Origin of the sequence: Campylobacter coli (genome assembly GCF_009730395.1) — a bacterium.
GTDB lineage: Bacteria > Campylobacterota > Campylobacteria > Campylobacterales > Campylobacteraceae > Campylobacter_D > Campylobacter_D coli.
In genome coordinates, this window is record NZ_CP046317.1 from 390,771 (window position 1) to 414,136 (window position 23,366).

Sequence of the window (23,366 nt, forward strand, 5' to 3'; positions counted from 1 at the left end):
GATTTTAACCTTTCCAAGAAATCTTTTTATTTTGTATGGTATCTAAATAAATTTTATGGTTGTATTCGAGCATTTTTTTGCTATTTTCTTTGTGATAAATATGATAAGCAATAGCTTTAAATTTTAAGCGTCTAAAAATGCCTTTATTAAATAAAAATCTAGCTACAAATTCACTATCTTCTCTACCCCAACCAATAAAATTTTCATTAAAACCATCAAGCTCATCAAAATCAGTTTTAAAAAAACTCATATTACAGGTTTTACTGCCCCTTACTATTTCCTTGGTATCAAAAAATTTTTGCTCTATTTTTGAAAATTTATAGATAATTTTAGCTAAAAAAGAATTTTTAGAACTTTTAAAATCTTTTTTATTAAAAGCTAAACTATAATTATTGTTTTTTAAGATTTCTTCGCTTTCATTTTTATTTAAAATTACTCTTGAACCTTGTAAAATTACTTTGCGTTTTGCAAATTCTAAATGATTTTTTACAAAGTCTTTTTCTAAAATCATATCACCATCAATTAAAATTATATATTCACTTTTAGAAGCTTTAATAGCATTATTTCTACTTTTTGCAGCACGAAAACCCTCATCTTCTTGCCAAATGTGTTTTAAAGGGCAAGGAAAATCTTTTTGATATTCTTCAATAAGCCTTGCTGTATCTTCTTTGCTACCATCATCTGCGATTAAAACTTCATTGGGTAAAAAGGCTAGATTTTTAACACTATCAAGCACTAATTTAAGGCGTTCTTTTTGATTATAAGTTGTTATTATTAAAGCGCAAGTTTTTGGCTTTTGCTTTTTTAGCTCATATAGTTTCATATATTTAAAAAAAGCTCCCAAACCATTACATACACTTATGATAAAGCCTTTATATCCGTAAAAAATTCCTTTTTTTAAAACATAATTTCTAAAAAAAGTCCAAAACCCACGCACCAAAGCCTTGCAAATTCCACTTTCTTTGTGTAAATTTTGCAAAGCCCAAAGCTTGGAGTATTTTTGAAGTTTGTCAAGCAAGTCATCAATACTTTCAAAAGCAAAATGCCTTAGTCCATTTTTAAGATAAATTTTGTGAGTATTTGGGTATAAGATCAAGCTTTCATGGACTAAGTTTTCATTAAATTTTGTATGTTTTTTATTAAACACTCTTAAAACATGATCAGGCCACCAGCCACAAGCTTTTATCCATTCTCCTTTGTAAAGGTTTTTGCGCGTTAAAGCTAGGATATTTTGCTCTTTAAATTCAAGTTTTTTTAATTCTTCTTTGGCTTCGTTTTCTAAAATCTCATCCGCATCTATGTTTAAAATCCATTCATTTTTAGCATGGCTTAAAGCAAGATTTTTTAAAGCTCCAAAGCCTATAAATTTGCTTTCGTAAATGTATAAATGCGTAAAATCTTTTTGAAATTCTTTGGCAATTTTTAAGGTATCATCGGTGCTTTCATTGTTTAAAAGTATGATTTCTCCAAATTCTTTTAAAGAATTTAAACATTCAAAGAGGGTATTTTGAGCATTTTTAACTATGATGATAACGCTTATTTTTTCAAGATTCATTTGATACCTTTGTAAAGTTTTTCATCATAGCTTGCAAAACGACGATGAAAGAAAAAATACTCATCAGGCTTAAATTGGATCATTTCTTCACAAGTTTTTGCTTGGTATTTTGTAAGTTCTTCTAGGCTAGAGTTTAAAGGATCAAGGGTTTTGAAAAATTTAATGTGAAATTTTTCATCCTCTCCTTGATAAATATAAGCAGGTATGATCAAAGCTCCTGTTTTTTTGGCTAAGATGCTAGCTCCTGCTTGATAATTTACTCTTTTACCAAAAAAATCAAGCCTAACCCCTTCATTATCGGTGCAATTTTGATCTGTAAGTATGCCAAGTGCACGCTTGTTTTTAATAGCACTTAACATTTTTCTAAGTCCACCTTTTTTATCGATAAGCTCTATGTCAAATTGAGTGCGATTTTTAGCTAAAAGTTCGGTCATTCTTTGACTTTTGAGTTGTTTACCCACTATGGAAATCGCTCCAAATTTAGCAGCATAAGCAAGACTTAAAAGCTCCCAATTTCCATAATGAGCAGTAGCGAAAATCACCCCTTTTTGCTCCTTTAAGGCTTGGGTTAAAATTTCTTCATTGTCAAAGACGACTTTAGCTAAAATTTTTTCTTTACTTGTGTTTTGGTTTTTAATGCAATCTAATCCAAATTTGGCAAAATTATTATAAATTTTAAAAGCAAGTTCTTTTCTTTCATTTTCATTTTTATAGGGAAAGCAAAGTTTTAAATTTATATCTATGATTTTTCTATGTTTTTTATCGAGTTTAAAAACGATCTTTGAAACACAAAAAGCAAGGAAATTTAAAATAAAATGAGGCATAGTATAGACTAAAAATTTAAGTATATAATAAGCACTAAGGTAAAGATAATCTTTATTCATCTCCGAAAAGTTCCTTGACAAGTTTTAAGATATCCTCTTCTTCGATAGTACTTATACAAAAGTCGCTTTTATCAAGATGTTTTGCATTTGTGATTTTTTTACCTGTATCGATAATTTTATTAATATTGGTTTTAAAAGCATTGCGGTAGCTTGGCGTTGCACCAAAGATGGTTATAGAAGGCCTATTTAAAGCAAAAGCTAGATGTGTTGGGCCGCTATCATTTCCTATGATTAAATCCATGGATTTTGTAAAAACTATCAATTCTTCAAGACTAAATTTAGGAGCTATTTCTATATTGTCTTGACTTATAGCGCCTAGCTCTATGACTTCTTTAGCAAATTCATATTCTTTAAGATTGCCCCAGCCTAAGAAAATTTTTATTTCAGGAAATTCTTTGATGATGAGTGTGCAAAGTAGTGCAAGTTTGGTTTTAGGATAGATTTTATTTTCTTCACTTGATCCCACATGGATGAGTATGTTTTTTTTATTTTTTGTAAGTTGCATTTTTTCGCTTAAGAGTTGTTTTAATTTTTCATCCACGCTAAAAACATCTTCTTTAAAAGCTAGATCTTTAGGATCAAAATACTTATTCAGCATGAAAGAAGTTAGACCCAGATATCTTACAAAAACATTTTCATTATAATCTATGTTTAATTTTTGGTTGTAAAAATTATGCGCAAAGCTTTCTTTAAGGCTGTTTTTATCAAAACCAAAATTATTTCTACTTAAAATTCTACTCACAATAGCCGATTTTACAAGCCCTTGAAGATCCATAACCGCATTATAATTATTTTTTCTAGCCTCTAAAAGTATTTTTAAACTTTGAATGATTTTTTTGTCCTTTAGAGGCAAAGCATAAAGTTTATCGATTAGGGGATGATTTTTGAGTATGCCTTCAAATTTTTCATCCACAAACCAATGAATTTCTATATCTTTTTTAAATTTTTTGATAAATTGTAAAACCACAGCACTTTGGATAATATCCCCAAGGGCTGATAAACGAATGATTGCTATTTTCATTAAAACCTAAAATTTTTAAATTTTTGCTATGATTTTAGCAAAATTATTTGAAAAAAGGTTAAAAATGATGAAAAATGAAGGTTATATTTGCATTTTTGATTGTGAAAGCATCCCAGATACGGATTTAATTCACAAAACTTTGGCTTTTGAAGGAGAAGATTTAGAAGTAAGCTTAAAAGCGCTAGAGTGGCAAAAAGAGCAAAGCGGAAGTGAGTTTTTACCCTTGCCTTATCATAAGATCGTAAGCATTTGCGCAGTTATTAGCGATCATTATGGAAAATTTATAAAAGTAAATAAAATCGATGGAGAAAATGAAAAAGAAATGATCCATAATTTTTTTGCTTTCATTGAAAAATACGAGCCAAAATTAGTCAGTTTTAATGGTAAAAATTATGATATGCCTTTACTTGTTTTAAGGGCTTTAAAATACAATATCAAAGCGGCTAATTATCTTGATACACAAAGTGATAAGTGGAATAATTATAAAACTAGATTTTCAGAATTAAAACATTGTGATTTGTTTGAAAGTTTTGGTTCGACAAGGGGTTTAAAGCTTGATACGATTTGTGCTATGGCAGATTTACCAGGTAAATACGATGTGCATGGCGATGAGGTGATGAAGCTTTATTATGAAGATAAGATTGAAAAAATTCACGAGTATTGCGAAAGTGATGTTTTAAACACCTATATGCTTTTTTTAAAATACGAATTGATCAAGGGTAATGTAAGCGATGAGGATTATGCTTATTTTTTAAATTCTATGAGTGAATTTTTAAAAGCAAAAAAAGCAAATCGTGCCTATGTGGAAATTTTTTGTAAAGCTTGTGAAAATGAAATTTCTAAGATGAAAATTTAATCGTTAAAATAAATATATTAAAATTGATTTTTAATTTTAAATCATCGAGGTAAAAAATGAAAATTCTTATTAGTGGTGGTGCAGGTTACATCGGCTCTCATACTTTAAGGCAGTTTTTAAAAACAAATCATGAAATTTGCGTTTTAGATAATCTTTCTAAGGGTTCTAAAATTGCTATTGATGATTTGCAAAATATAAGAGAATTTAAATTTTTTGAGCAAGATTTAAGTGATTTTGAAGGCGTAAAAGCACTTTTTGAAAGGGAAAAATTTGATGCAGTGGTGCATTTTGCAGCGAGTATTGAAGTGTTTGAAAGCATGCAAAATCCTTTAAAATACTATATGAATAACACGATTAATACAACCAATTTAATCCAAACTTGTATCCAAACAGGGGTGGGTAAATTTATCTTTTCTTCTACAGCAGCTACTTATGGTGAACCTACAACCCCTGTTGTAAGGGAGAATAGTCCTTTAGCACCTATCAATCCTTATGGACGCAGCAAGCTTATGAGTGAAGAGGTTTTGCGTGATGCAAATATGGCTCATCCTGAATTTAAATACTGTATTTTAAGATATTTTAATGTTGCAGGTGCTTGTATGGATTATAAATTAGGACAGCGCTATCCTAAAGCGACTTTGCTTATCAAAGTAGCAGCAGAATGCGCAGCAGGAAAACGCGATAAGCTTTTTATATTTGGTGATGATTATGATACAAAAGATGGCACTTGTATAAGAGATTTTATCCACGTAGATGATATTTCAAGTGCTCATTTGGCGGCATTGGATTATCTAGAAAATAATGAAAGCAATATTTTTAATGTGGGCTATGGTCATGGTTTTAGTGTAAAAGAGGTTATTGATGCGATGAAAAGAGTAAGTGGGGTGGATTTTAAAGTCGAGCTTGCCCCACGCCGTGCAGGTGATCCTTCAGTTTTGATTTCTGATGCAAGCAAGATTAGAAATCTTACTTCTTGGCAGCCTAAATTTGATGATTTGGATCTTATTTGCAAATCTGCATTTGATTGGGAAAAGCAGTGCTAAAAAAAATATTTTTTATTTTGAGTAAAGAGGATAAAAAATTTTTATTCTCTTTACTGCTTTTTTCGGTTTTTATTTCTTTTATAGAAAGTTTTGCTATTTCTTTAGTGATGCCTTTTATTACTTTGGCTAGTGATTTTTCTTATTTTGATAGAAATAAGTATTTAATCCAGCTTAAAGACTATCTTGCTTTACCTGTTTTTGAGATTATAGTTTATTTTGGTGTTGTGCTTATTGTCTTTTATGTTTTGCGCGCTTTGTTAAATAGTTATTATTTTCACCTCTTAGCCCGCTTTTCAAAGGGTAGGTATCATGCTATCGCTTATAAAGTTTTTGCAAAATTTTTAAATACAGATTATGAAAATTTTACTCAAAAAAATCAATCCGAAATTCTAAAGTCTATTACCGGAGAAGTTTACAATCTAAGCACTATGATTTCATCATTTTTGCTGATGATGAGTGAAATTTTTGTCGTGCTTTTACTTTACACTCTCATGCTTTTAGTAAATTATAAAATCACTTTATTTTTAAGTCTTTTTATGATTATAAATGCTTTTATCTTGATCAAAGTTCTTAGTCCTATCGTTAAAAAAGCAGGTCTTAAACGCGAAGAAGCGATGAAGAATTTTTTTGAAATTCTTAATACAAATTTAAATAATTTTAAATTAATAAAGCTCAAAACCAAAGAAGATGGCGTTTTAAATCTTTTTAAAACTCAAAGCGAGATTTTTGCTAAGGCAAATATCACCAATGAAAGCGTAAGTGCCATGCCAAGAATTTATCTTGAAGGGGTTGGCTTTTGTGTACTTGTTTTTATAGTGGTTTTTTTAGTATTTAAAAATCAAAGCGATATATCCGGAATTTTAGCGACTATTTCCATTTTTGTTTTAGCGCTTTATCGCTTGATGCCAAGTGCAAATCGTATCATTACAAGCTATCATGATTTACTTTATTATCGCTCTTCTTTAGATATTATTTATCAAATTTTAAAGCAAAAAGAAGAGAGTTTGGGTGAAGAAAAAATTGATTTTGATAAAGAATTAAGACTAGAAAATTTAAGTTTTGGATATAAAGACAAAAAGAATTTATTTACTTGTTTAAATTTAAGTATAAAAAAAGGCGAAAAGATCGCATTTATAGGAGAAAGTGGTTGTGGAAAAAGCACTTTAGTGGATATAATCATAGGACTTTTAAGTCCTAGAGAGGGTAGGGTGCTTGTAGATAAAAATGAATTAAATATGAAAAATGTTAAGAATTATCGCCAAAAAATAGGTTATATCCCGCAAAATATCTATCTTTTTAATGACAGCATTGCTAAAAATATCAGCTTTGGAGATGAAGTAGATGAAGAAAAACTTCAAAGGGTGATTAAGCAAGCTAATTTAGAACATTTTGTGAAAAATTTACCCCAAGGAGTGCAAACAAAAGTAGGCGATGGTGGGAGTAATTTAAGCGGTGGACAAAAGCAACGCATAGCCATCGCAAGAGCTTTGTACCTAGATCCTGAAATTCTAGTTCTTGATGAGGCTACTTCTGCGCTTGATACTGAAAGCGAAGCAAGGATTATGGATGAAATTTATAAGATTTCTAAAGACAAAACCATGATTATTATTGCGCACCGTCTTTCAACCATCACGCGTTGTGATAGCATCTATCGTTTAGAACATGGCAAACTTTTTAAGGAGGATAAAAAGTGAAAATAACTTTTATCATAGCCACTTTAAATTCAGGAGGTGCTGAGCGTGTTTTAGCGACTTTAGCAAATGCGCTTTGCACTCAGCATGAAGTAAGTATCATCAAATTTCATGTGGGCGATTCTTTTTATAAACTTGAAGAAAATATCAAACTTATAACTTTAGAGCAATTTAGATTTGACACTTTATATCATAAAATCGCAAGCCGTTTTAAAAAATATCTGGCATTAAGAAAAGCTTTAAAAGAAAATGAAAGCGATGTTTTTATCTCTTTTTTAGATACGACAAATATTGCTTGTATTTTTGCTAAGATAGGATTAAAAACCCCATTAATCATAAGCGAACATAGTAATGAAGCTTATTTAAAATCTAAAATTTGGCGTTTTTTAAGACGCTTGAGTTATCCTTTTTGCGATGCTTTGACCGTGCTTGGAAGTAGTGATAAAATTTATTATGAAAAATTTGTAAAAAGGGTAAAACTTTTGCCTAATCCTTGTCATTTTAGCACAGAAATTTCTTTAAATGAGCATTTTGAAAAAGAAAATTCGGTGCTTTTTATAGGTCGTTTAGATCAAAATAAAAACCCTCAAATGTTTTTAAAAGCCATAGCGCATTTAGATAAAAAATTGCAAGAGGATTATGAATTTGTTGTGGCTGGTGATGGGGAATTAAGACAAGAGCTTGAATATAAGGCAAAATCTTTAGGCATAAGAGTGAAGTTTTTAGGGCGTGTTGAAAATGTAAAAGCGCTCTATGAAAAGGCTAAAGTACTTTGTCTTTGTTCTTTTGTTGAGGGTTTGCCAACGGTTTTGATCGAGAGTTTGTATTTTGAAGTGTGTAGAATTTCAACTTCTTATTATAATGGAGCTAAGGACTTAATTAACGATAATAAGGATGGATTTTTAGTGGGTTGTGATGATGAAATAGCTTTGGCTAGAAAGCTTGAGCTTGTATTAAAAGATGAGCAACTAAGAAAAAATATCGTTATAAATGCTAAAAAAAGATGTGAAGATTTTGAAATTTCTCATATTAAAAAGCAATGGCTTGAGCTTATTGATGAGGTTAAAAATGCCTAAACTTTCTGTTATAGTTCCTACTTTTAATCGTTCTTCATTACTTCAAAAGGCAGTTCAGAGTATCTTAAATCAAGACTTTAAAGACTTAGAAATCATTATAAGCGATGATAATTCTAGTGATGATACTAAAAGCGTTGTAGAGAATTTGCAAAAAAGTGATAAACGCATTAAGTATTTTTTAAATCAAAACTACAAACAAGGCCCTAATGGCAATAAAAACAATGGCTTGGATAAAGCAAGTGGTGAATTTATAACCTTTTTAGATGATGATGATGAGCTTTTACCCTATGCTTTGGGTGTTTTAATGCAAAAAGTAGATGAGGGTTATTCTCATGTTTTTGGAAATTGCCTTATAGAAAAAGAAGGAATTTTAAGTGATGAGTTTAGCGGTAGAGGTTTGCAAAAAGAGGATGAAATTTCTAAGAAAGATTTTTTAATGCAGCGTTTTAGTGGGGAATTTTTTTCTGTTTTTAAGGCTTCTTTGCTTAAAAATAAGCGTTTTAACGAGGAATTTTATGGCAACGAAGCCACACTTTGGGTGAATTTATACGAAGAAAAAAGTTTTTATATCCATAAAGCTTTTAGAATTTATCGTGTTTTTAGAAAAGATAGTGTCACGCTAGGAGCGAGTAAAAATGCTCATAGGGTGCATTTGGGGTATTTAGAGCTTGCGAAAATTTTAGAAAATGAGTTAAAAGCTTCTGGGGATGATGATTATAGAAAAACTTGTGCGAGTTATTATAAAATGGCAGCGTATTATGCAAAATTAAGTGCAAATTATAAAGCACTTTATCATTGTTTGTTTAAAAGTTTGAGCATTAAAATCAATGCTCCTGCTTTGATATTACTTACTTTAAGTATAATTCCAAGTAAAATGATTGAAAAACTATCAAAAATTCGGGTGGCTTTATGCAAAAATTAGCGATTTTTATTTATTCTTTAGGAAGTGGGGGTGCTGAAAGAGTAGTGGCAACTTTACTTCCGATTTTAAGTTTGAAATTTGAAGTGCATTTGATTTTAATGAATGATAAAATTTCTTATGAAATTTCTGAATGCAAAATCCATTTTTTAGAGCGTTCAAAACCTAGTGAAAATCCTATTTTAAAATTTTTAAAACTTCCTTTTTTAGCTTTAAAATATAAAAAACTTTGCCAAAAATTAAATATCGATACAGAATTTGTTTTTTTAAATAGGCCTAATTATATTGCATTGATGGCAAAAATATTTGGCAACAAAACTCGCCTTGTAATCAACGAATGTACCACTCCAAGCGTGATGTATGCTAAAAACAATTTCAATTCTTTAGCCAATAAACTTTTGATTACTTTGCTTTACCCAAGGGCTGATTTGATTTTGCCTAATTCTAAGGGAAATTTAGAAGATTTATTGTGTAATTTTAAAATTGACAAAGCAAAATGTGAAATTTTATACAATGCTATAGATTTGGAAAAAATAGAACAAAAAGCACTTGAAGATATAAGCTTAAAGGATAAATTTATTTTAAGCGTGGGAAGGCTTGATGAGGGTAAAAATCATGCCTTGCTTATCCGTGCTTATGCGAGATTAAAAACAGATTTAAAGCTTGTGATTTTAGGCGAGGGAGTGCTAAAAGATGAGCTTTTGGCTTTGATTAAAGACTTGAATTTAGAAGATAAAGTTTTGCTTTTGGGCTTTGATAATAATCCTTACAAATATATGTCTAAGTGTGAATTTTTTGCTTTTGCTTCTGTGTTTGAGGGTTTTTCAAATGTTTTAATCGAAAGTCTAGCTTGTGGCTGTGCGGTGGTTTGCACTGATCATAGAAGTGGTGCAAGAGAGCTTTTTGGAGATGATGAATTTGGACTTTTAGTAGAAGTAAATAATGAAAATTCTATGTTTATGGGCTTAAAAACAATGCTCGAGGATGAAAATTTAAGAAAAGCTTATAAGAAAAAGGCCAAGGATAGGGCTCTTGATTTTGATAAAGCAAAAATCGCACGCAATGCTTTAAAATATTTATTAGGATAAGATATGTTAAAAAAAGAATACTTTAAAAACCCAACTTTTATTTTATTGGCTTTTATAATTTTAGCGTATGTCTTTAGTGTTTTATGTAGGTTTTATTGGATTTTTTGGGCAAGTGAGTTTAATGAATATTTTTTCAATAACGAGCTTATGATTATCTCAAATGATGGATATGCTTTTGCAGAGGGTGCAAGAGATATGATAGCGGGTTTTCATCAACCTAATGATTTGAGTTATTATGGTTCTTCGCTTTCAACGCTCACATATTGGTTTTATAAAATAACTCCTTTTTCTTTAGAAAGCATTTTTATATATATCAGTACTTTTTTATCTTCTTTGGTGGTTATACCTTTGATTTTGATTGCTAATGAATACAAACGCCCTTTAATGGGGTTTGTTGCAGCATTGCTAGCCAGTATAGCTAATAGCTATTATAATCGCACGATGAGCGGATATTATGATACTGATATGCTTGTTATAGTTCTTGCAATGATGATAGTTTTCTTTATGATAAGGCTGATTTTGAAAAAAGATTTATTATCTTTAATAACACTGCCTTTGTTTGTAGGAATTTATCTTTGGTGGTATCCATCAAGCTATACTTTAAATGTTGCTTTACTAGGACTTTTCTTTATTTATACCTTGGTTTTTCATATAAAAGAAAAAACGCTTTATATGGCTATTATCCTAGCTTCTATCACACTTTCAAATATAGCTTGGTTTTATCAAAGCGCCATCATTGTCATACTTTTTAGTCTTTTTGTTTTGCAAAATAAGCGTTTTAGCTTTGCTTTGCTTGGAATTTTAGGTTTGGCAACTTTGGTATTTTTGATACTAAGCGGTGGAATTGATCCTATACTCTATCAACTTAAATTTTATATTTTTAGAAGTGATGAGAGTGCAAATTTGGCTCAAGGTTTTATGTATTTTAATGTAAATCAAACCATACAAGAGGTAGAAAGTATAGATTTAAGTATTTTTATGCAAAGGATTAGCGGAAGCGAGCTTGTATTTTTTGTATCTTTAATCGGCTTTATTTTCCTTGTTAGAAAACATAAAAGTATGATTTTGGCTTTGCCGATGTTAGCTTTAGGATTTTTAGCACTTAAGAGTGGACTTCGTTTTACTATTTATGCAGTACCTGTTTTAGCACTTGGATTTGGTTTTTTAATGAGTCTTTTGCAAGAAAGAAAACAAAAAAACAATAATACCTATTGGTGGGCCAATATAGGCGTTTTTATTTTTACTTTTTTAAGTTTAATTCCTATGTTCTATCATATCAACAATTATAAAGCACCAACTGTTTTTTCTCAAAATGAGGCTACGAAATTAGATGAGCTTAAAAAAATTGCACAAAGAGAAGATTATGTAGTAACTTGGTGGGATTATGGATATCCTATTAGGTATTACAGCGATGTTAAAACTTTGGCTGATGGGGGTAAGCATTTAGGCAAGGATAATTTTTTCCCATCTTTTGTTCTAAGTAAAGATCAAGTGGCTGCTGCAAATATGGCAAGACTTAGTGTAGAATACACAGAAAAAAGTTTTTACGCCCCTTTAAATGATATTTTAAAAAATGATCTTTTACAAGCCATGATGAAAGATTATAATCAAAATAATGTGGATTTGTTTTTAGCTTCGCTTTCCAAGCCTGATTTTAAAATCAATATGCCAAAAACACGCGATGTGTATATCTATATGCCAGCTAGAATGTCTTTGATTTTTTCAACTGTGGCTAGTTTTTCTTTTGTGGATTTGGAGACAGGTGAGATAAATAAACCTTTTACTTTTAGTGCAGCTTATCCACTTGATGTTAAAAATGGAGAAATTTATCTTAGCAATGGTATTGCATTAAGTGATGATTTTAGAAGTTTTAAAATAAATAATAGTACTATATCCGTAAATAGTATCATAGAGATTAATTCTATCAAACAAGGTGAATATAAAATCACTCCTATTGATGATATGGCTCAATTTTATATTTTTTATCTTAAAGATAGCACCATACCTTATGCTCAGTTTATTTTAATGGATAAAACTATGTTTAATAGTGCTTATGTGCAAATGTTTTTCCTTGGAAATTATGATAAAAATTTGTATGATTTAGTGATTAATGCTAGAGATGCAAAAGTTTTTAAACTCAAAATTTAAAGGTTTTTACAATGAGAGTAGGCTTTTTAACTCACGCAGGAGCAAGTATATATCATTTTAGATTGCCTATAATTAAAGCTTTGATTGCAAGAGGAGATGAGGTTTTTGTCATAGTGCCACAAGATGAATATACCGAAAAATTAAAGGCTTTAAATTTAAATATCGTTGTTTATGAGCTTTCAAGAGCGAGTTTAAATCCTTTAATTGTTTTTAAAAATTTTTTACATCTTAAAAATGTTTTAAAAAACTTAAATTTGGATCTTTTGCAAAGTGGAGCTCATAAGAGCAATACCTTTGGTTTAATAGCTGCAAAATATGCCAAAATTCCTTATAAAATCGGTCTTGTTGAGGGACTTGGATCTTTTTATATAGACAAGGGTTTTAAAGCAAATTTAGTGCGTTTTGTTATCAATACTCTTTATAAACTTAGTTTTAAAATCGCTGATTCTTTCATCTTTGTAAATCAAGCTAATGCGGATTTTATGCGAAATTTAGGACTTAAGGAAAATAAAATTTGCGTGATTAAATCCGTGGGTATCAATCTTAAAAAATTCTTTCCTATGAGAGTGGAGCAAGAAGCTAAAAAAGCTTTTTGGCAAAATTTAAAAATTGATGAAAAGCCTATTGTTTTGATGATAGCTAGGGCTTTGTGGCATAAAGGTGTAAAAGAATTTTATGAAAGTGCAGAGTATTTAAAAGATAGGGCAAATTTTGTTTTAGTGGGCGGAAGAGATGATAATCCTTCTTGTGCGAGTTTGGAATTTTTAAATTCAGGCAAGGTTTTTTATTTGGGTGCTAGAAGTGATATAGTAGAACTTTTGCAAAATTGCGATATCTTTGTTTTGCCAAGCTATAAAGAAGGATTTCCAGTAAGTGTTTTAGAGGCGAAAGCTTGTGGCAAAGTTATTGTAGTAAGTGATTGTGAGGGTTGTGTTGAGGCAATTTCAAATGCTTATGATGGGCTTTGGGCTAAGACCAAAGATAGTAAAGATTTAATAGAAAAAATACAAGTTTTATTAGAAGATGAAAGTTTAAGAATCAATCTAGGTAAAAATGCAGCTAAGGATGCTTTACAATACGATGAAAATGTTATCGCGCAGCGTTATTTAGAACTTTATGATAGGGTGATTAAAAATGTATGAGAAATGGATAAAAAGAATTTTTGATTTTGTTTTGGCTTTGTTTCTTTTGGTGCTTTTTTCGCCTCTTATTTTAATCACTGCTTTGCTTTTAAAAATAACTCAAGGTAGTGTGATTTTTACTCAAAATCGTCCAGGTTTAAATGAAAAAATTTTTAAAATTTATAAATTTAAAACCATGAGTGATGAAAGAGATGAAAAGGGCGAGCTCTTAAGTGATGAGTTGCGTTTGAAGGCTTTTGGGAAGATTGTTAGAAGTTTAAGCTTAGATGAGCTTTTACAGCTTTTTAATGTATTAAAGGGTGATATGAGTTTTGTGGGTCCAAGACCTCTTTTAGTAGAATACTTACCCCTTTACAATGAAGAGCAAAAACTCCGCCATAAAGTGCGTCCTGGTATCACAGGATGGGCACAGGTAAATGGTAGAAATGCGATTTCTTGGCAAAAAAAATTTGAACTTGATGTGTATTATGTAAAAAATATTTCTTTTCTACTAGATTTAAAAATCATGTTCTTAACAGCCTTAAAGGTTTTAAAAAGAAGCGGAGTAAGCAAAGAAGGTCATGTTACAACGGAGAAATTTAATGGCAAGAACTGAAAAAATTTACATTTATGGTGCGAGCGGACATGGGCTTGTTTGTGCTGATGTCGCTACGAATTTGGGCTATAAAGAATGTATTTTTTTAGATGATTTTAAGGGTAAAAAATTTGAAAGCTCTTTGCCAAAATATGATATTTTCATAGCTATTGGAAATAATGAAATAAGAAAAAAGCTTTTTAACCAAATTTCAGACAGTGGCTTTAAGATCGTAAATCTTATCCACAAAAGTGCGATTATTAGCCAAAGTGCGGATATAGCAGAAGATGCTGGAATTTTAATAATGCCTTATGTGGTAGTAAATGCAAAAGCAAAAATCAAAAAAGGCGTGATTTTAAATACTTCAAGCGTGATAGAGCATGAATGTGAGGTGGGTGAGTTTTCCCATATAAGCGTTGGGGCTAAGTGTGCAGGAAATGTCAAAATTGGCAAAAATTGTTTTTTAGGGATTAATTCTTGTGTTTTGCCAAATTTAAGTTTGGCAGATGATAGCATTTTAGGGGGTGGGGCGACTTTAGTGAAAAGTCAAAGCGAAAAGGGTGTTTTTGTGGGAGTGCCTGCAAAAAGAATGTAGATATTTTAATCCTTAAAAAATTACTTTTAATCTTAAGATATAATAAAAATAAGCTTTGATTGCAAAAGAATTTTTAATGTTTGATACTTAGTAAATTATTTTAGATAAAATACATCATCTTAGTAAAATCACTGTTTATAATAAAGGATAAAAAATGAGGTTTTTTCTTTCTCCTCCGCACATGGGTGGCAATGAGTTAAAATATATAGAAGAAGTATTTAAAAGCAATTATATAGCTCCTTTGGGCGAATTTGTAAATCGTTTTGAAGAAAGTGTTAAAGATTACGCTCAATGCGAAAATGCTTTGGCGCTAAATTCAGCTACGGCCGCTTTGCACTTGGCTTTAAGAGTAGCAGGAGTGGAGCAAGATGATATTGTTTTAGCTTCATCTTTTACTTTTATTGCTTCAGTGGCTCCTATTTGCTATCTTAAGGCAAAACCTGTTTTTATTGATTGTGATGAGACTTTTAATATAGATATTGATCTGTTAAAGCTTGCTATTAAAGAGAGCGAAAAAAAACCAAAAGCCTTAATTTTAACTCATCTTTATGGCAATGCGGCCAAAATGGATGAGATCGTCCAAATTTGCGAAAAAGAAAATATTATTTTAATCGAAGATGCCGCCGAGGCTTTGGGAAGTTTTTACAAGGGTAGGGCTTTAGGAACTTTTGGAGAATTTGGAGCTTATTCTTATAATGGAAATAAAATCATCACCACTTCAGGCGGTGGTATGCTTATAGGTAAAGATAAGCAAAAAATCGAAAGAGCGAGATTTTACAGCACTCAGGCAAGGGAAAATTGTTTGCATTATGAACATTTAGATTATGGTTATAATTACCGCTTGAGTAATATTTTAGGCGCTATTGGCGTGGCGCAAATGGAAGTTTTAGAACAAAGAGTGCTAAAAAAAAGAGAAATTTATGAGTGGTATAAAGAATTTTTAGGTGATAGTTTTGTCTTTTTAGATGAGCTTGAAAATTCAAGAAGCAATCGCTGGTTAAGCACGGCTTTGATTGATTTTGATAAAAACGAAATGAATGCTTATCAAAAATGTATAGAAATTTCGCAAAAAGACTTGATTTTGCATCCAAAAATTTCAAAACTTATAACAGATTTGCAAAAAGAGCAAATTGAAACACGCCCACTTTGGAAAGCTATGCATACTCAAGAGGTTTTCAAAGGTGCCAAGGCTTATGTAAATGGCAATAGTGAGTTATTCTTTAAAAAAGGGATATGCTTGCCAAGTGGCACAGCGATGAGTAAAGACAATGTGCGTGAAATTTCAGAACTTATTATCAAGAGCGTAAAGGCTTGATGATGGATTTTTATAAAAGCAAAAGGCTGATTTTTTTCTTATGTTTTGATGCATTTTTGTTTATACTCTCTATATTTTTAGCTTTTTCTTTGCGTTTTAGCGGGGAAATTCCTAGTATTTTTTATGAGGGTATGATTAAAGCGGGACTTATTTTACTGGTTTTAAAAATAGCTTTTTTATTTATTTTTAGAATTTATAAGGTGGCATGGCGATTTTTTTCCTTAAGTGAAGCAAGAAAGATATTTTTTGCTTTGGTTTTGGCTGAAATTTGTTTTTTGTTGATTTTTTATTTTTACGATGATTTTTTCAATCCTTTCCCGCGTTCGGTTATAGGTATTGATCTTATTCTTTCTTATATGTTTGTAGGCACTTTAAGAATTTCTAAAAGAATGCTTATAGACTTTAAGCCTTCCCGCGCAAAAGAAGAAGAAACTCCTTGTATAGTGGTGGGTGCTACTTCAAAGGCTTTGCATTTGCTAAAGGGAGCAAAGGAAGGCTCTTTGGGTCTTTTTCCTGTGGGTGTTGTAGATGCTAGAAGAGAGCTTATAGGAACATATTGCGATAAATTTATCGTTGAAGATAAAAGTAAAATTAAAGATTATGTCAATGAAGGTGTTAAAACTGCTATTATAGCTTTAAAACTAGATCAAGCTGAGCTTAAAGCTTTGTTTGAAGAGCTTATTGCTTATGGAATCAGTGATGTTAAGATTTTTTCTTTTACAAGAAATGAAGCAAGAGATATCAGCATAGAAGATTTGCTTGCTAGAAAACCTAAAGATTTAGATGATAGTGCTGTGGCTTCATTTTTAAAAGATAAAGTAGTTTTGGTAAGTGGCGCAGGCGGAACTATAGGAAGTGAGCTTTGTAAGCAGTGTATTAAATTTGGTGCAAAACATCTTATAATGCTTGATCATAGCGAATTTAATCTTTATAAGATTAATGAAGATTTAAGCTTATATAAAGAAAAAATTACCCCTGTTTTGCTTAGTATTTTAGACGAGCAAAGTTTAGATGAGATTATTAAGGAGTATAAGCCTGAATTGATCTTGCATGCAGCTGCTTATAAGCATGTGCCTCTTTGTGAGCAAAATCCGCATTCTGCTGTGCTTAATAATATCGTAGGTACTAAAACTCTATGCGATGTAGCTAAAAAAAATAAAGTAAAAAAATTTGTTATGATAAGTACAGATAAGGCGGTACGTCCAACAAATATCATGGGATGCACTAAAAGAGTATGTGAGCTTTATACCTTAAATTCGAGTGATGAAAATTTTGAAGTTTCTTGTGTGCGCTTTGGAAATGTTTTAGGATCAAGTGGAAGTGTGATACCTAAATTTAAAGCTCAAATTGCAAATAATGAGCCATTAACCTTAACTCACCCTGATATAGTGCGTTATTTTATGCTAGTAAGTGAAGCAGTGCAGCTTGTTTTGCAAGCTGGAGCTATCGCAAAAGGAGGTGAGCTTTTTGTGCTGGATATGGGCGAGCCGGTTAAGATTATGGACTTGGCTAAAAAAATGCTTATTCTATCCAACCGAGAAGACTTAGAGATAAAAATCACAGGTTTAAGACGTGGAGAAAAGCTTTTTGAAGAATTGCTAATCGATGAGAATGATGCAAAGACAGAATATGAGAGTATTTTTGTTGCTAAAAATGAAAAGATGGATATTCAAATTTTAAATGATTATATTAAAAAATTGCAAGATTGCCAAAATATAGCTGAAATTTTAAAAGAAATAGTTCCTGAATTTAATCATAATAAAGATGGTAATTAATATTATTTTAATATATTAAAGTTTGATTTTACTGAAATTCTTTATGAAATTTTGGATTAAAAAATTAAAAAACAATCATTTTTATAAAAAAAATTAAACAAAAATATAGTAAAAAATGCTATAATTCACTTTTAAAATTTTTTAGAAACTTGATTAATAAGGCTAAAAAGGATACAATATATAAAATTTATGAAAATTTTGAAAGGACGAAATTGTGAAATTGTTAGTTGTTGATGACAGTTCTACTATGAGAAGGATTATAAAAAATACCCTAACAAGACTCGGACATAATGATGTTCTTGAAGCTGAACATGGAGTTGAAGCTTGGGATTTACTTGAAAAAAACGAAGATATTAAAATTCTAATTACTGATTGGAATATGCCTGAGATGAATGGCTTAGAGCTTGTTAAAAAAGTAAGAGCAGAAAAAAAATATGAAGATATGCCTATTATTATGGTTACTACCGAAGGGGGCAAGGCTGAGGTGATTACTGCCTTAAAAGCAGGGGTAAACAATTATATAGTTAAGCCTTTTACTCCACAAGTATTAAAAGAAAAACTTGAAGATGTTTTAGGTACCGGCAACGGAGACTCTGAAGCTGAGTAATTTTTAATAATTAATGCAAAAATTTTATTATGAACTGTTTCTTGAAATTCAAGAGCAGTATAAAAATTTATTTCTTGATTTTGTTTTCGATTTGGGTGTAGACGCTATAGAAGAAAAAGATAATGGTATTTATATACGCTCGGAAGAAAATTTAGAAGAGCTTGCTTGGGCAATTGAAATTTTTGCCCAAAAATTAAGTCAAAGATTCAATTTAAAAGAAAATATTATACTTCATAAAAGCATTGAAAAAAAAGAAAATAAAGACTGGGTGGAAGAATATAAAAAAGGAATAAAGCCCATTTTAATTGATAATATTTATATTCATACTACTTGGCAAGAAGAAAAAGAAAATTATCTTAATATTAAAATCAATCCTGCTTTAGCTTTTGGTTCTGGGCATCATGAAAGTACTTATGGCTGTGTAAAATTTCTACAAAAATTTGCTAAAAATAATTCAAGATCTTTAGATATAGGCTGTGGAAGCGGTATCTTAGCCATTGTTATGGCAAAATTAGGATGCAAAGTTGAAATTTGTGATACTGATGATTTGGCTATTGAAAGTGCCTTAGACAATGCAAAGTTAAATAATGTAAATTTCGCACAAGCTTGGCATGGTTCTGTAGATAAGGCAGAGGGATTATATGATTTGGTGGTTGCAAATATAATTGCTGATGTGATTTTGATTTTAGAAAAAGATATTAAAAAGCATTTAGAAGATAATGCTATACTTATCTTATCTGGAATTTTGGATAAGTATAAAACAAGAGTAAAAGAAAAATTTCAGGATTTAGAGCTTATTGATGAAATGCAAATCAATGAATGGTGCTCTTTGGTATATAAAAATAAAACAAAGGAAAAATGATGAATAATAACAACAATGCTCCTAACAATAAGGGTAATCCGCAGGGCAATAACTTTTTCAACAAGAATCCAATTTTTATTTTTGCGATTTTTGCTATTGTTATGATAATTGTCTTTAAGGGATTTTTTGATGGCAATGGATCTTTAGGTGGTGCTTTAAATGGAACTGAGGTTAGCAAAAATGTACCTTATTCTGAACTCAAAAAACTTATTGAAAGTGGACAGATCAATCAAGTAAGTATAGGACAAACTACTATAAAAGCAGTTTCTAGTGCTCAAAATACAGTCTATACTACTAAAAAAGTTAATGATCCTGAATTTGTAAGCTTGCTTGATAGTAAGAATATTGCTTATGGAGCTTATTCTGAAACAAATTGGTTTACAGATATTTTATTTTCTTGGGTTTTGCCTATATTTATTTTCTTTGGAATTTGGATGTTTTTGGCAAGTCGTATGCAAAAAAACATGGGAAGTTCTATACTTGGTATAGGCAGCTCTAAAAAACTTGTAAATTCAGAAAAACCAAAAGTTAAATTTAACGATGTTGCGGGCGTAGAAGAGGCAAAAGAAGAAGTTAAGGAAATAGTAGATTTTTTAAAATATCCAGAAAGATACATTAAGCTTGGTGCAAAAATTCCAAAAGGTTTATTGCTTGTAGGACCTCCGGGCACAGGAAAAACATTATTAGCAAAAGCAGTAGCGGGTGAAGCTGATGTGCCATTTTTTAGCGTTTCGGGTTCATCTTTTATAGAAATGTTTGTGGGTGTGGGTGCTTCTCGTGTGAGGGATTTATTTGAAAATGCAAAAAAAGAAGCTCCTGCTATTGTTTTTATCGATGAAATTGATGCCATAGGTAAAAGTCGTGCCGCAAGCGGTATGATGGGTGGCAATGATGAAAGAGAACAAACTTTAAATCAGCTTTTAGCTGAAATGGATGGTTTTGGGACTGAAAGTTCTCCAGTAATTGTTTTAGCAGCTACTAATAGACCTGAAGTTTTGGATGCGGCCCTTTTAAGACCGGGAAGGTTTGATCGTCAAGTTTTGGTTGATAAGCCTGATTTTAAAGGTAGATGTGATATTTTAAAAGTGCATATGAAAGATGTGAAAATTTCTCCAAAGGTTAAAGTAGAAGATATAGCGCGTTTAACCGCAGGGCTTGCGGGAGCTGATCTTGCAAATATTATCAATGAAGCAGCGCTTTTAGCAGGTAGGGATTCGAAAAAATATGTAGAACAAAATGATCTTGTAGAAGCTGTTGAAAGAGCTATAGCTGGCCTTGAAAAGAAATCACGTCGCATTAACGACAAAGAGAAGAAAATCATTACTTATCACGAATGTGGACATGCTTTAATTGCTGAAACTACAAAGGGTGCAAAACGCGTTAGTAAGGTTTCTGTGATTCCTAGAGGGCTTGCTGCACTTGGTTATACACTCAATACGCCTGAAGAAAATAAATTTTTAATGCAAAAGCATGAGCTTATTGCCGAAGTTGATGTGCTTTTGGGCGGGCGTGCTGCAGAAGAGGTATTTATAGGCGAAATTTCTACCGGTGCAAGCAATGACCTTGAAAGAGCAACAGATATTATCAAGGCTATGATTTCAATGTATGGTATGAGTGAAATTGCAGGCTTGATGGTGCTTGAAAAGCAAAGAAATACTTTTTTAACAGGTGGCCAAACTATAAAAGATTATTCTGAAAAAATGGCTGAATCTTTAGATGATTATGTTAAAAAGACTTTGGATGAGCGTTATAAAGATGTTAAAGACACTTTAAATACTTATAAGGGTGCGATTGAAACCATGGTTGCAGCACTTTATGAAGAAGAAACCATAGAAGGTGCTAAGGTAAGAGATATTATCAAAAGTTATGAAAATGAAAACAATCTTCCTACGCGTTTGCAGGAAATAAACGAAGAACATAAAGAAGAAAGCAAACAAGCAGAGTAATGGGAAAATATATTGCTAAAGAAGGACATTGGTTTATAGCTATAGTTTTTATCTTATTTGTTATTTGTTGGATATTTTATAGCTTTTCTGTCCTTCTTTTTTTATTTTTATTGGTACTTTTGTTTATTTTTAGAATCCCAAATCGTGTAAGGGTATGCAATGATAGTAAGGCTATATTATCACCTATTGATGGCAGGATAACTAGAATAGAAAATACATTTGATAAATATTTAGGTGAAAGTGTTGAAATAAGCATTAAAAATGCTTTTTATGATGCTGGAGCTTTTTACACTCCTTTTAAAATGGATATTAATGATATTGCGCTAAAGCATGGACTTTTTTTATGCAGCGAATTAAAAAGCGCTAGAATAATGAATGAAAATGTAAGTATTTTTGCTTCAAGTAACGGATCTAATGTTGTTTTACGGATATATGCAGGCTCTTTTGATAGAAAATTGAAGCTTGATAATTTATCTCATAGCTTGACAGTTGGAGATAAAATGGGTTTTTTAATTAATGGAACCATAAGTATTTTATTGCCAAGAGATACACGAATTCATGTAGGACTTGGAGACGAGTTAAAATCAGGTTCTTTATTAGGCTACTTAGCTTAAGGATAAAAAATGAACAATAATAAATCACAATTTATTTATATTTTACCCAATCTTTTTACAGCAGCTTCAGCGTTTTTGGGTGTAATTTCTATAATCGCCTCTATACAAGGCAATTATTATATGGCTTTATTGTATATTATTTTTTCTTTAATATGTGATGGTCTTGATGGTCGTGTTGCAAGGCTTACAAAGACTACTTCTAAATTTGGCATTGAATTTGACTCTTTGGCCGATCTGATAGCCTTTGGCGCCGCACCGGCCATATTTTTTTATATGGTTATTGGCTCTGAATTTGGAAGATATGGCTCTTTAATAACTGCTTTTTTTGTTGTTTTTGGAGCAATACGCCTAGCAAGATTTAATGTCACTACAGGAACTTATGAACCATCTGTTTTTATAGGACTTCCTATACCTACTGCTGCTGTAGTAAGTGCTATTTGGACTTATAGTTATTATTATTATGATTTTTTAAGAGCATATGGAATCATTTTTTTAATCTTGCAAGCGATTTTAGGCTTGCTAATGGTTAGCAATATACGCTATCCAAGTTTTAAAAAGCTAGATTTTAATAGATCAAGTGTTTTAAAGGTTTTGATTATCTTAATTATTGTTTTTTCTTTTTTATATCTTTATCCACTTGAAAGTTTAGTAATCTTAGCAAGTTTGTATGTGATTTATGGGATAATAAGAGCGATTTATACCCTTATTTTTTCTAAATTTAAGATGAAAGCTTAAGCATAGAATTGAGCTATAGCCTCACATTCTGCTTTGCTAAATCCAGCCTTTATTCTTGCTTCGATATTAAGTTTTTTACCTGCTAGGGAAAATTGATTAAACATTTTACAAAGTTCTATAAAATCATAATTGTTTTGATTGGAAAATTTCCACCAGTTATCACCCTTGCTTACATGTTTTATTTCATCATTTAAGATAATATGCAAAACATCTTTTAAAAGACTTTTTATGGGATGGTTTGAGCTTTCAAGTTTTGCTACTACAAAAGGATTTGCATCAAGCCCCTTGGCTTCTAACCCTCGGTGAACCACTCCCATTCTTAAACTCAAACAATCTTTTGTGGCTTCAAGCGCGGCTTCTAAGTTATCATGAATAGCAAAATCCCCATATTTATAACCTAGCTCATCTAATGCTGCATTTAAAAGCTTGAAATGTTTGATTTCTTCATCGGCAACTTCTAGCCAATCGATATAAAATTGTTGAGGTAGATTTTTAAAACGATAACTTGCATCTAAGGCTAAATTGATAGCACTAAATTCTATATGCGCAATGGAATGAACAATCTTTGCTAAAGAATGGGTAGAATTTACAAATTTAGGGCGTCTAATGCGAGTAGGGTGCAATAATTTTAAAGCAGGGTTAATATTTGTCTTAAAAATACTTCCTTGCTCGTGATTAAAAATGAATTTTTGGCTTTTAAAATCATCATAAAATATAGCAAAATTTTCAAATTTGTTATCAAGATTTTGCTCATAGAGTATTTTTTCAAGTTCATTAAAAAATTCTTTTTGCATTTTAAGTCTTTCTAAAATATTTTTTTGATTTTAATATATAAAACTAAATTTTTACTATAAAAAATTCAAACTAAAGCTTTTTTGGAAAATACATTTTGATAAAAAATAAAATTTGCTATAATTCTT

21 protein-coding genes are annotated in these 23,366 nt (G+C 30.9%); 17 read left to right on the plus strand and 4 right to left on the minus strand.

What is annotated here, in order from left to right; genetic code table 11:
• Positions 1-4: 4 nt before the first annotated feature.
• The 3 genes from FOC43_RS01955 to waaC are packed head-to-tail and all read right to left on the minus strand — an operon-like array spanning position 5 to position 3,460.
• On the minus strand, positions 5-1,555 hold the full coding sequence (locus FOC43_RS01955) for a glycosyltransferase family 2 protein (RefSeq protein WP_002780634.1): 1,551 nt from the start codon (positions 1,553-1,555) through the stop codon (positions 5-7).
• A complete protein-coding gene (locus FOC43_RS01960) occupies positions 1,552-2,439 on the minus strand; it encodes a lipid A biosynthesis lauroyl acyltransferase (RefSeq protein WP_002786301.1) in 888 nt (295 codons plus the stop codon). The genes FOC43_RS01955 and FOC43_RS01960 overlap by 4 nt, the downstream gene beginning before the upstream one ends.
• Complete coding sequence (gene waaC / locus FOC43_RS01965) at positions 2,432-3,460, minus strand: lipopolysaccharide heptosyltransferase I (RefSeq protein WP_004283889.1); 1,029 nt, start codon at positions 3,458-3,460, stop codon at positions 2,432-2,434. Before waaC ends, FOC43_RS01960 begins: the two co-directional genes overlap by 8 nt.
• A 64-nt stretch (positions 3,461-3,524) precedes the next feature.
• On the opposite strand from waaC, the gene FOC43_RS01970 reads away from it, so the two are divergent.
• From FOC43_RS01970 to pssA, 17 genes are all read left to right on the plus strand, one after another.
• Positions 3,525-4,316: a 3'-5' exonuclease gene (locus FOC43_RS01970; protein ID WP_031263840.1), complete on the plus strand. Its 792-nt coding sequence runs from the start codon at positions 3,525-3,527 to the stop codon at positions 4,314-4,316.
• 56 nt (positions 4,317-4,372) lie between these two features.
• Positions 4,373-5,359 (plus strand): UDP-glucose 4-epimerase GalE, encoded by a 987-nt coding sequence (galE, locus tag FOC43_RS01975; protein WP_004283893.1) that lies wholly within the window; start codon positions 4,373-4,375, stop codon positions 5,357-5,359.
• Positions 5,353-7,053, plus strand: a complete 1,701-nt coding sequence (gene pglK / locus FOC43_RS01980) for a BC-type lipopolysaccharide transporter PglK (RefSeq protein ID WP_002786296.1) — start codon at positions 5,353-5,355, stop codon at positions 7,051-7,053. Before galE ends, pglK begins: the two co-directional genes overlap by 7 nt.
• On the plus strand, positions 7,050-8,126 hold the full coding sequence (pglH, locus tag FOC43_RS01985) for a GalNAc-alpha-(1->4)-GalNAc-alpha-(1->3)-diNAcBac-PP-undecaprenol alpha-1,4-N-acetyl-D-galactosaminyltransferase (protein WP_002780642.1): 1,077 nt from the start codon (positions 7,050-7,052) through the stop codon (positions 8,124-8,126). The genes pglK and pglH overlap by 4 nt, the downstream gene beginning before the upstream one ends.
• On the plus strand, positions 8,119-9,048 hold the full coding sequence (gene pglI / locus FOC43_RS01990) for a GalNAc(5)-diNAcBac-PP-undecaprenol beta-1,3-glucosyltransferase (RefSeq protein WP_002777213.1): 930 nt from the start codon (positions 8,119-8,121) through the stop codon (positions 9,046-9,048). The genes pglH and pglI overlap by 8 nt, the downstream gene beginning before the upstream one ends.
• On the plus strand, positions 9,036-10,133 hold the full coding sequence (gene pglJ, locus FOC43_RS01995) for an N-acetylgalactosamine-N,N'-diacetylbacillosaminyl-diphospho-undecaprenol 4-alpha-N-acetylgalactosaminyltransferase (RefSeq protein ID WP_002777212.1): 1,098 nt from the start codon (positions 9,036-9,038) through the stop codon (positions 10,131-10,133). Before pglI ends, pglJ begins: the two co-directional genes overlap by 13 nt.
• Positions 10,134-10,136: 3 nt before the next feature.
• Complete coding sequence (locus FOC43_RS02000; protein WP_002780646.1) at positions 10,137-12,281, plus strand: STT3 domain-containing protein; 2,145 nt, start codon at positions 10,137-10,139, stop codon at positions 12,279-12,281.
• 11 nt (positions 12,282-12,292) lie between these two features.
• Positions 12,293-13,423 (plus strand): N,N'-diacetylbacillosaminyl-diphospho-undecaprenol alpha-1,3-N-acetylgalactosaminyltransferase, encoded by a 1,131-nt coding sequence (gene pglA / locus FOC43_RS02005; RefSeq protein WP_002777209.1) that lies wholly within the window; start codon positions 12,293-12,295, stop codon positions 13,421-13,423.
• On the plus strand, positions 13,416-14,018 hold the full coding sequence (gene pglC / locus FOC43_RS02010) for an undecaprenyl phosphate N,N'-diacetylbacillosamine 1-phosphate transferase (RefSeq protein ID WP_002777206.1): 603 nt from the start codon (positions 13,416-13,418) through the stop codon (positions 14,016-14,018). Before pglA ends, pglC begins: the two co-directional genes overlap by 8 nt.
• A complete protein-coding gene (gene pglD / locus FOC43_RS02015) occupies positions 14,005-14,592 on the plus strand; it encodes a UDP-N-acetylbacillosamine N-acetyltransferase (RefSeq protein WP_002780649.1) in 588 nt (195 codons plus the stop codon). The genes pglC and pglD overlap by 14 nt, the downstream gene beginning before the upstream one ends.
• Positions 14,593-14,746: 154 nt before the next feature.
• Complete coding sequence (pglE, locus tag FOC43_RS02020; RefSeq protein ID WP_002786286.1) at positions 14,747-15,907, plus strand: UDP-N-acetylbacillosamine transaminase; 1,161 nt, start codon at positions 14,747-14,749, stop codon at positions 15,905-15,907.
• Positions 15,908-15,909: 2 nt separating this feature from the next.
• Positions 15,910-17,682 (plus strand): UDP-N-acetylglucosamine 4,6-dehydratase (configuration-retaining), encoded by a 1,773-nt coding sequence (gene pglF, locus FOC43_RS02025; protein ID WP_002777199.1) that lies wholly within the window; start codon positions 15,910-15,912, stop codon positions 17,680-17,682.
• Positions 17,683-17,896: 214 nt separating this feature from the next.
• Complete coding sequence (locus FOC43_RS02030) at positions 17,897-18,289, plus strand: chemotaxis response regulator CheY (protein ID WP_002777196.1); 393 nt, start codon at positions 17,897-17,899, stop codon at positions 18,287-18,289.
• A 13-nt stretch (positions 18,290-18,302) separates the two neighbouring features.
• Positions 18,303-19,151 (plus strand): 50S ribosomal protein L11 methyltransferase, encoded by an 849-nt coding sequence (locus tag FOC43_RS02035; protein ID WP_002777195.1) that lies wholly within the window; start codon positions 18,303-18,305, stop codon positions 19,149-19,151.
• Positions 19,151-21,097 carry an ATP-dependent zinc metalloprotease FtsH gene (gene ftsH / locus FOC43_RS02040; protein WP_002780655.1) on the plus strand — a complete coding sequence of 649 codons (1,947 nt, stop codon included), beginning with the start codon at positions 19,151-19,153 and terminating at the stop codon, positions 21,095-21,097. The genes FOC43_RS02035 and ftsH overlap by 1 nt, the downstream gene beginning before the upstream one ends.
• Entirely contained in the window at positions 21,097-21,711 is a 615-nt protein-coding gene (locus FOC43_RS02045) for a phosphatidylserine decarboxylase (protein ID WP_002780656.1), read from the plus strand. Before ftsH ends, FOC43_RS02045 begins: the two co-directional genes overlap by 1 nt.
• Positions 21,712-21,720: 9 nt before the next feature.
• Positions 21,721-22,446 carry a CDP-diacylglycerol--serine O-phosphatidyltransferase gene (pssA, locus tag FOC43_RS02050; RefSeq protein WP_002777189.1) on the plus strand — a complete coding sequence of 242 codons (726 nt, stop codon included), beginning with the start codon at positions 21,721-21,723 and terminating at the stop codon, positions 22,444-22,446.
• Here the strand turns inward: pssA and FOC43_RS02055 are convergent.
• The gene (locus tag FOC43_RS02055) at positions 22,443-23,240 is read right to left on the minus strand and encodes a ferritin-like domain-containing protein (protein ID WP_002783701.1); all 798 of its coding nucleotides are present in this window, start codon (positions 23,238-23,240) and stop codon (positions 22,443-22,445) included. The two genes, pssA and FOC43_RS02055, sit on opposite strands and share 4 nt — an antisense overlap.
• Positions 23,241-23,366 lie beyond the last annotated feature (126 nt).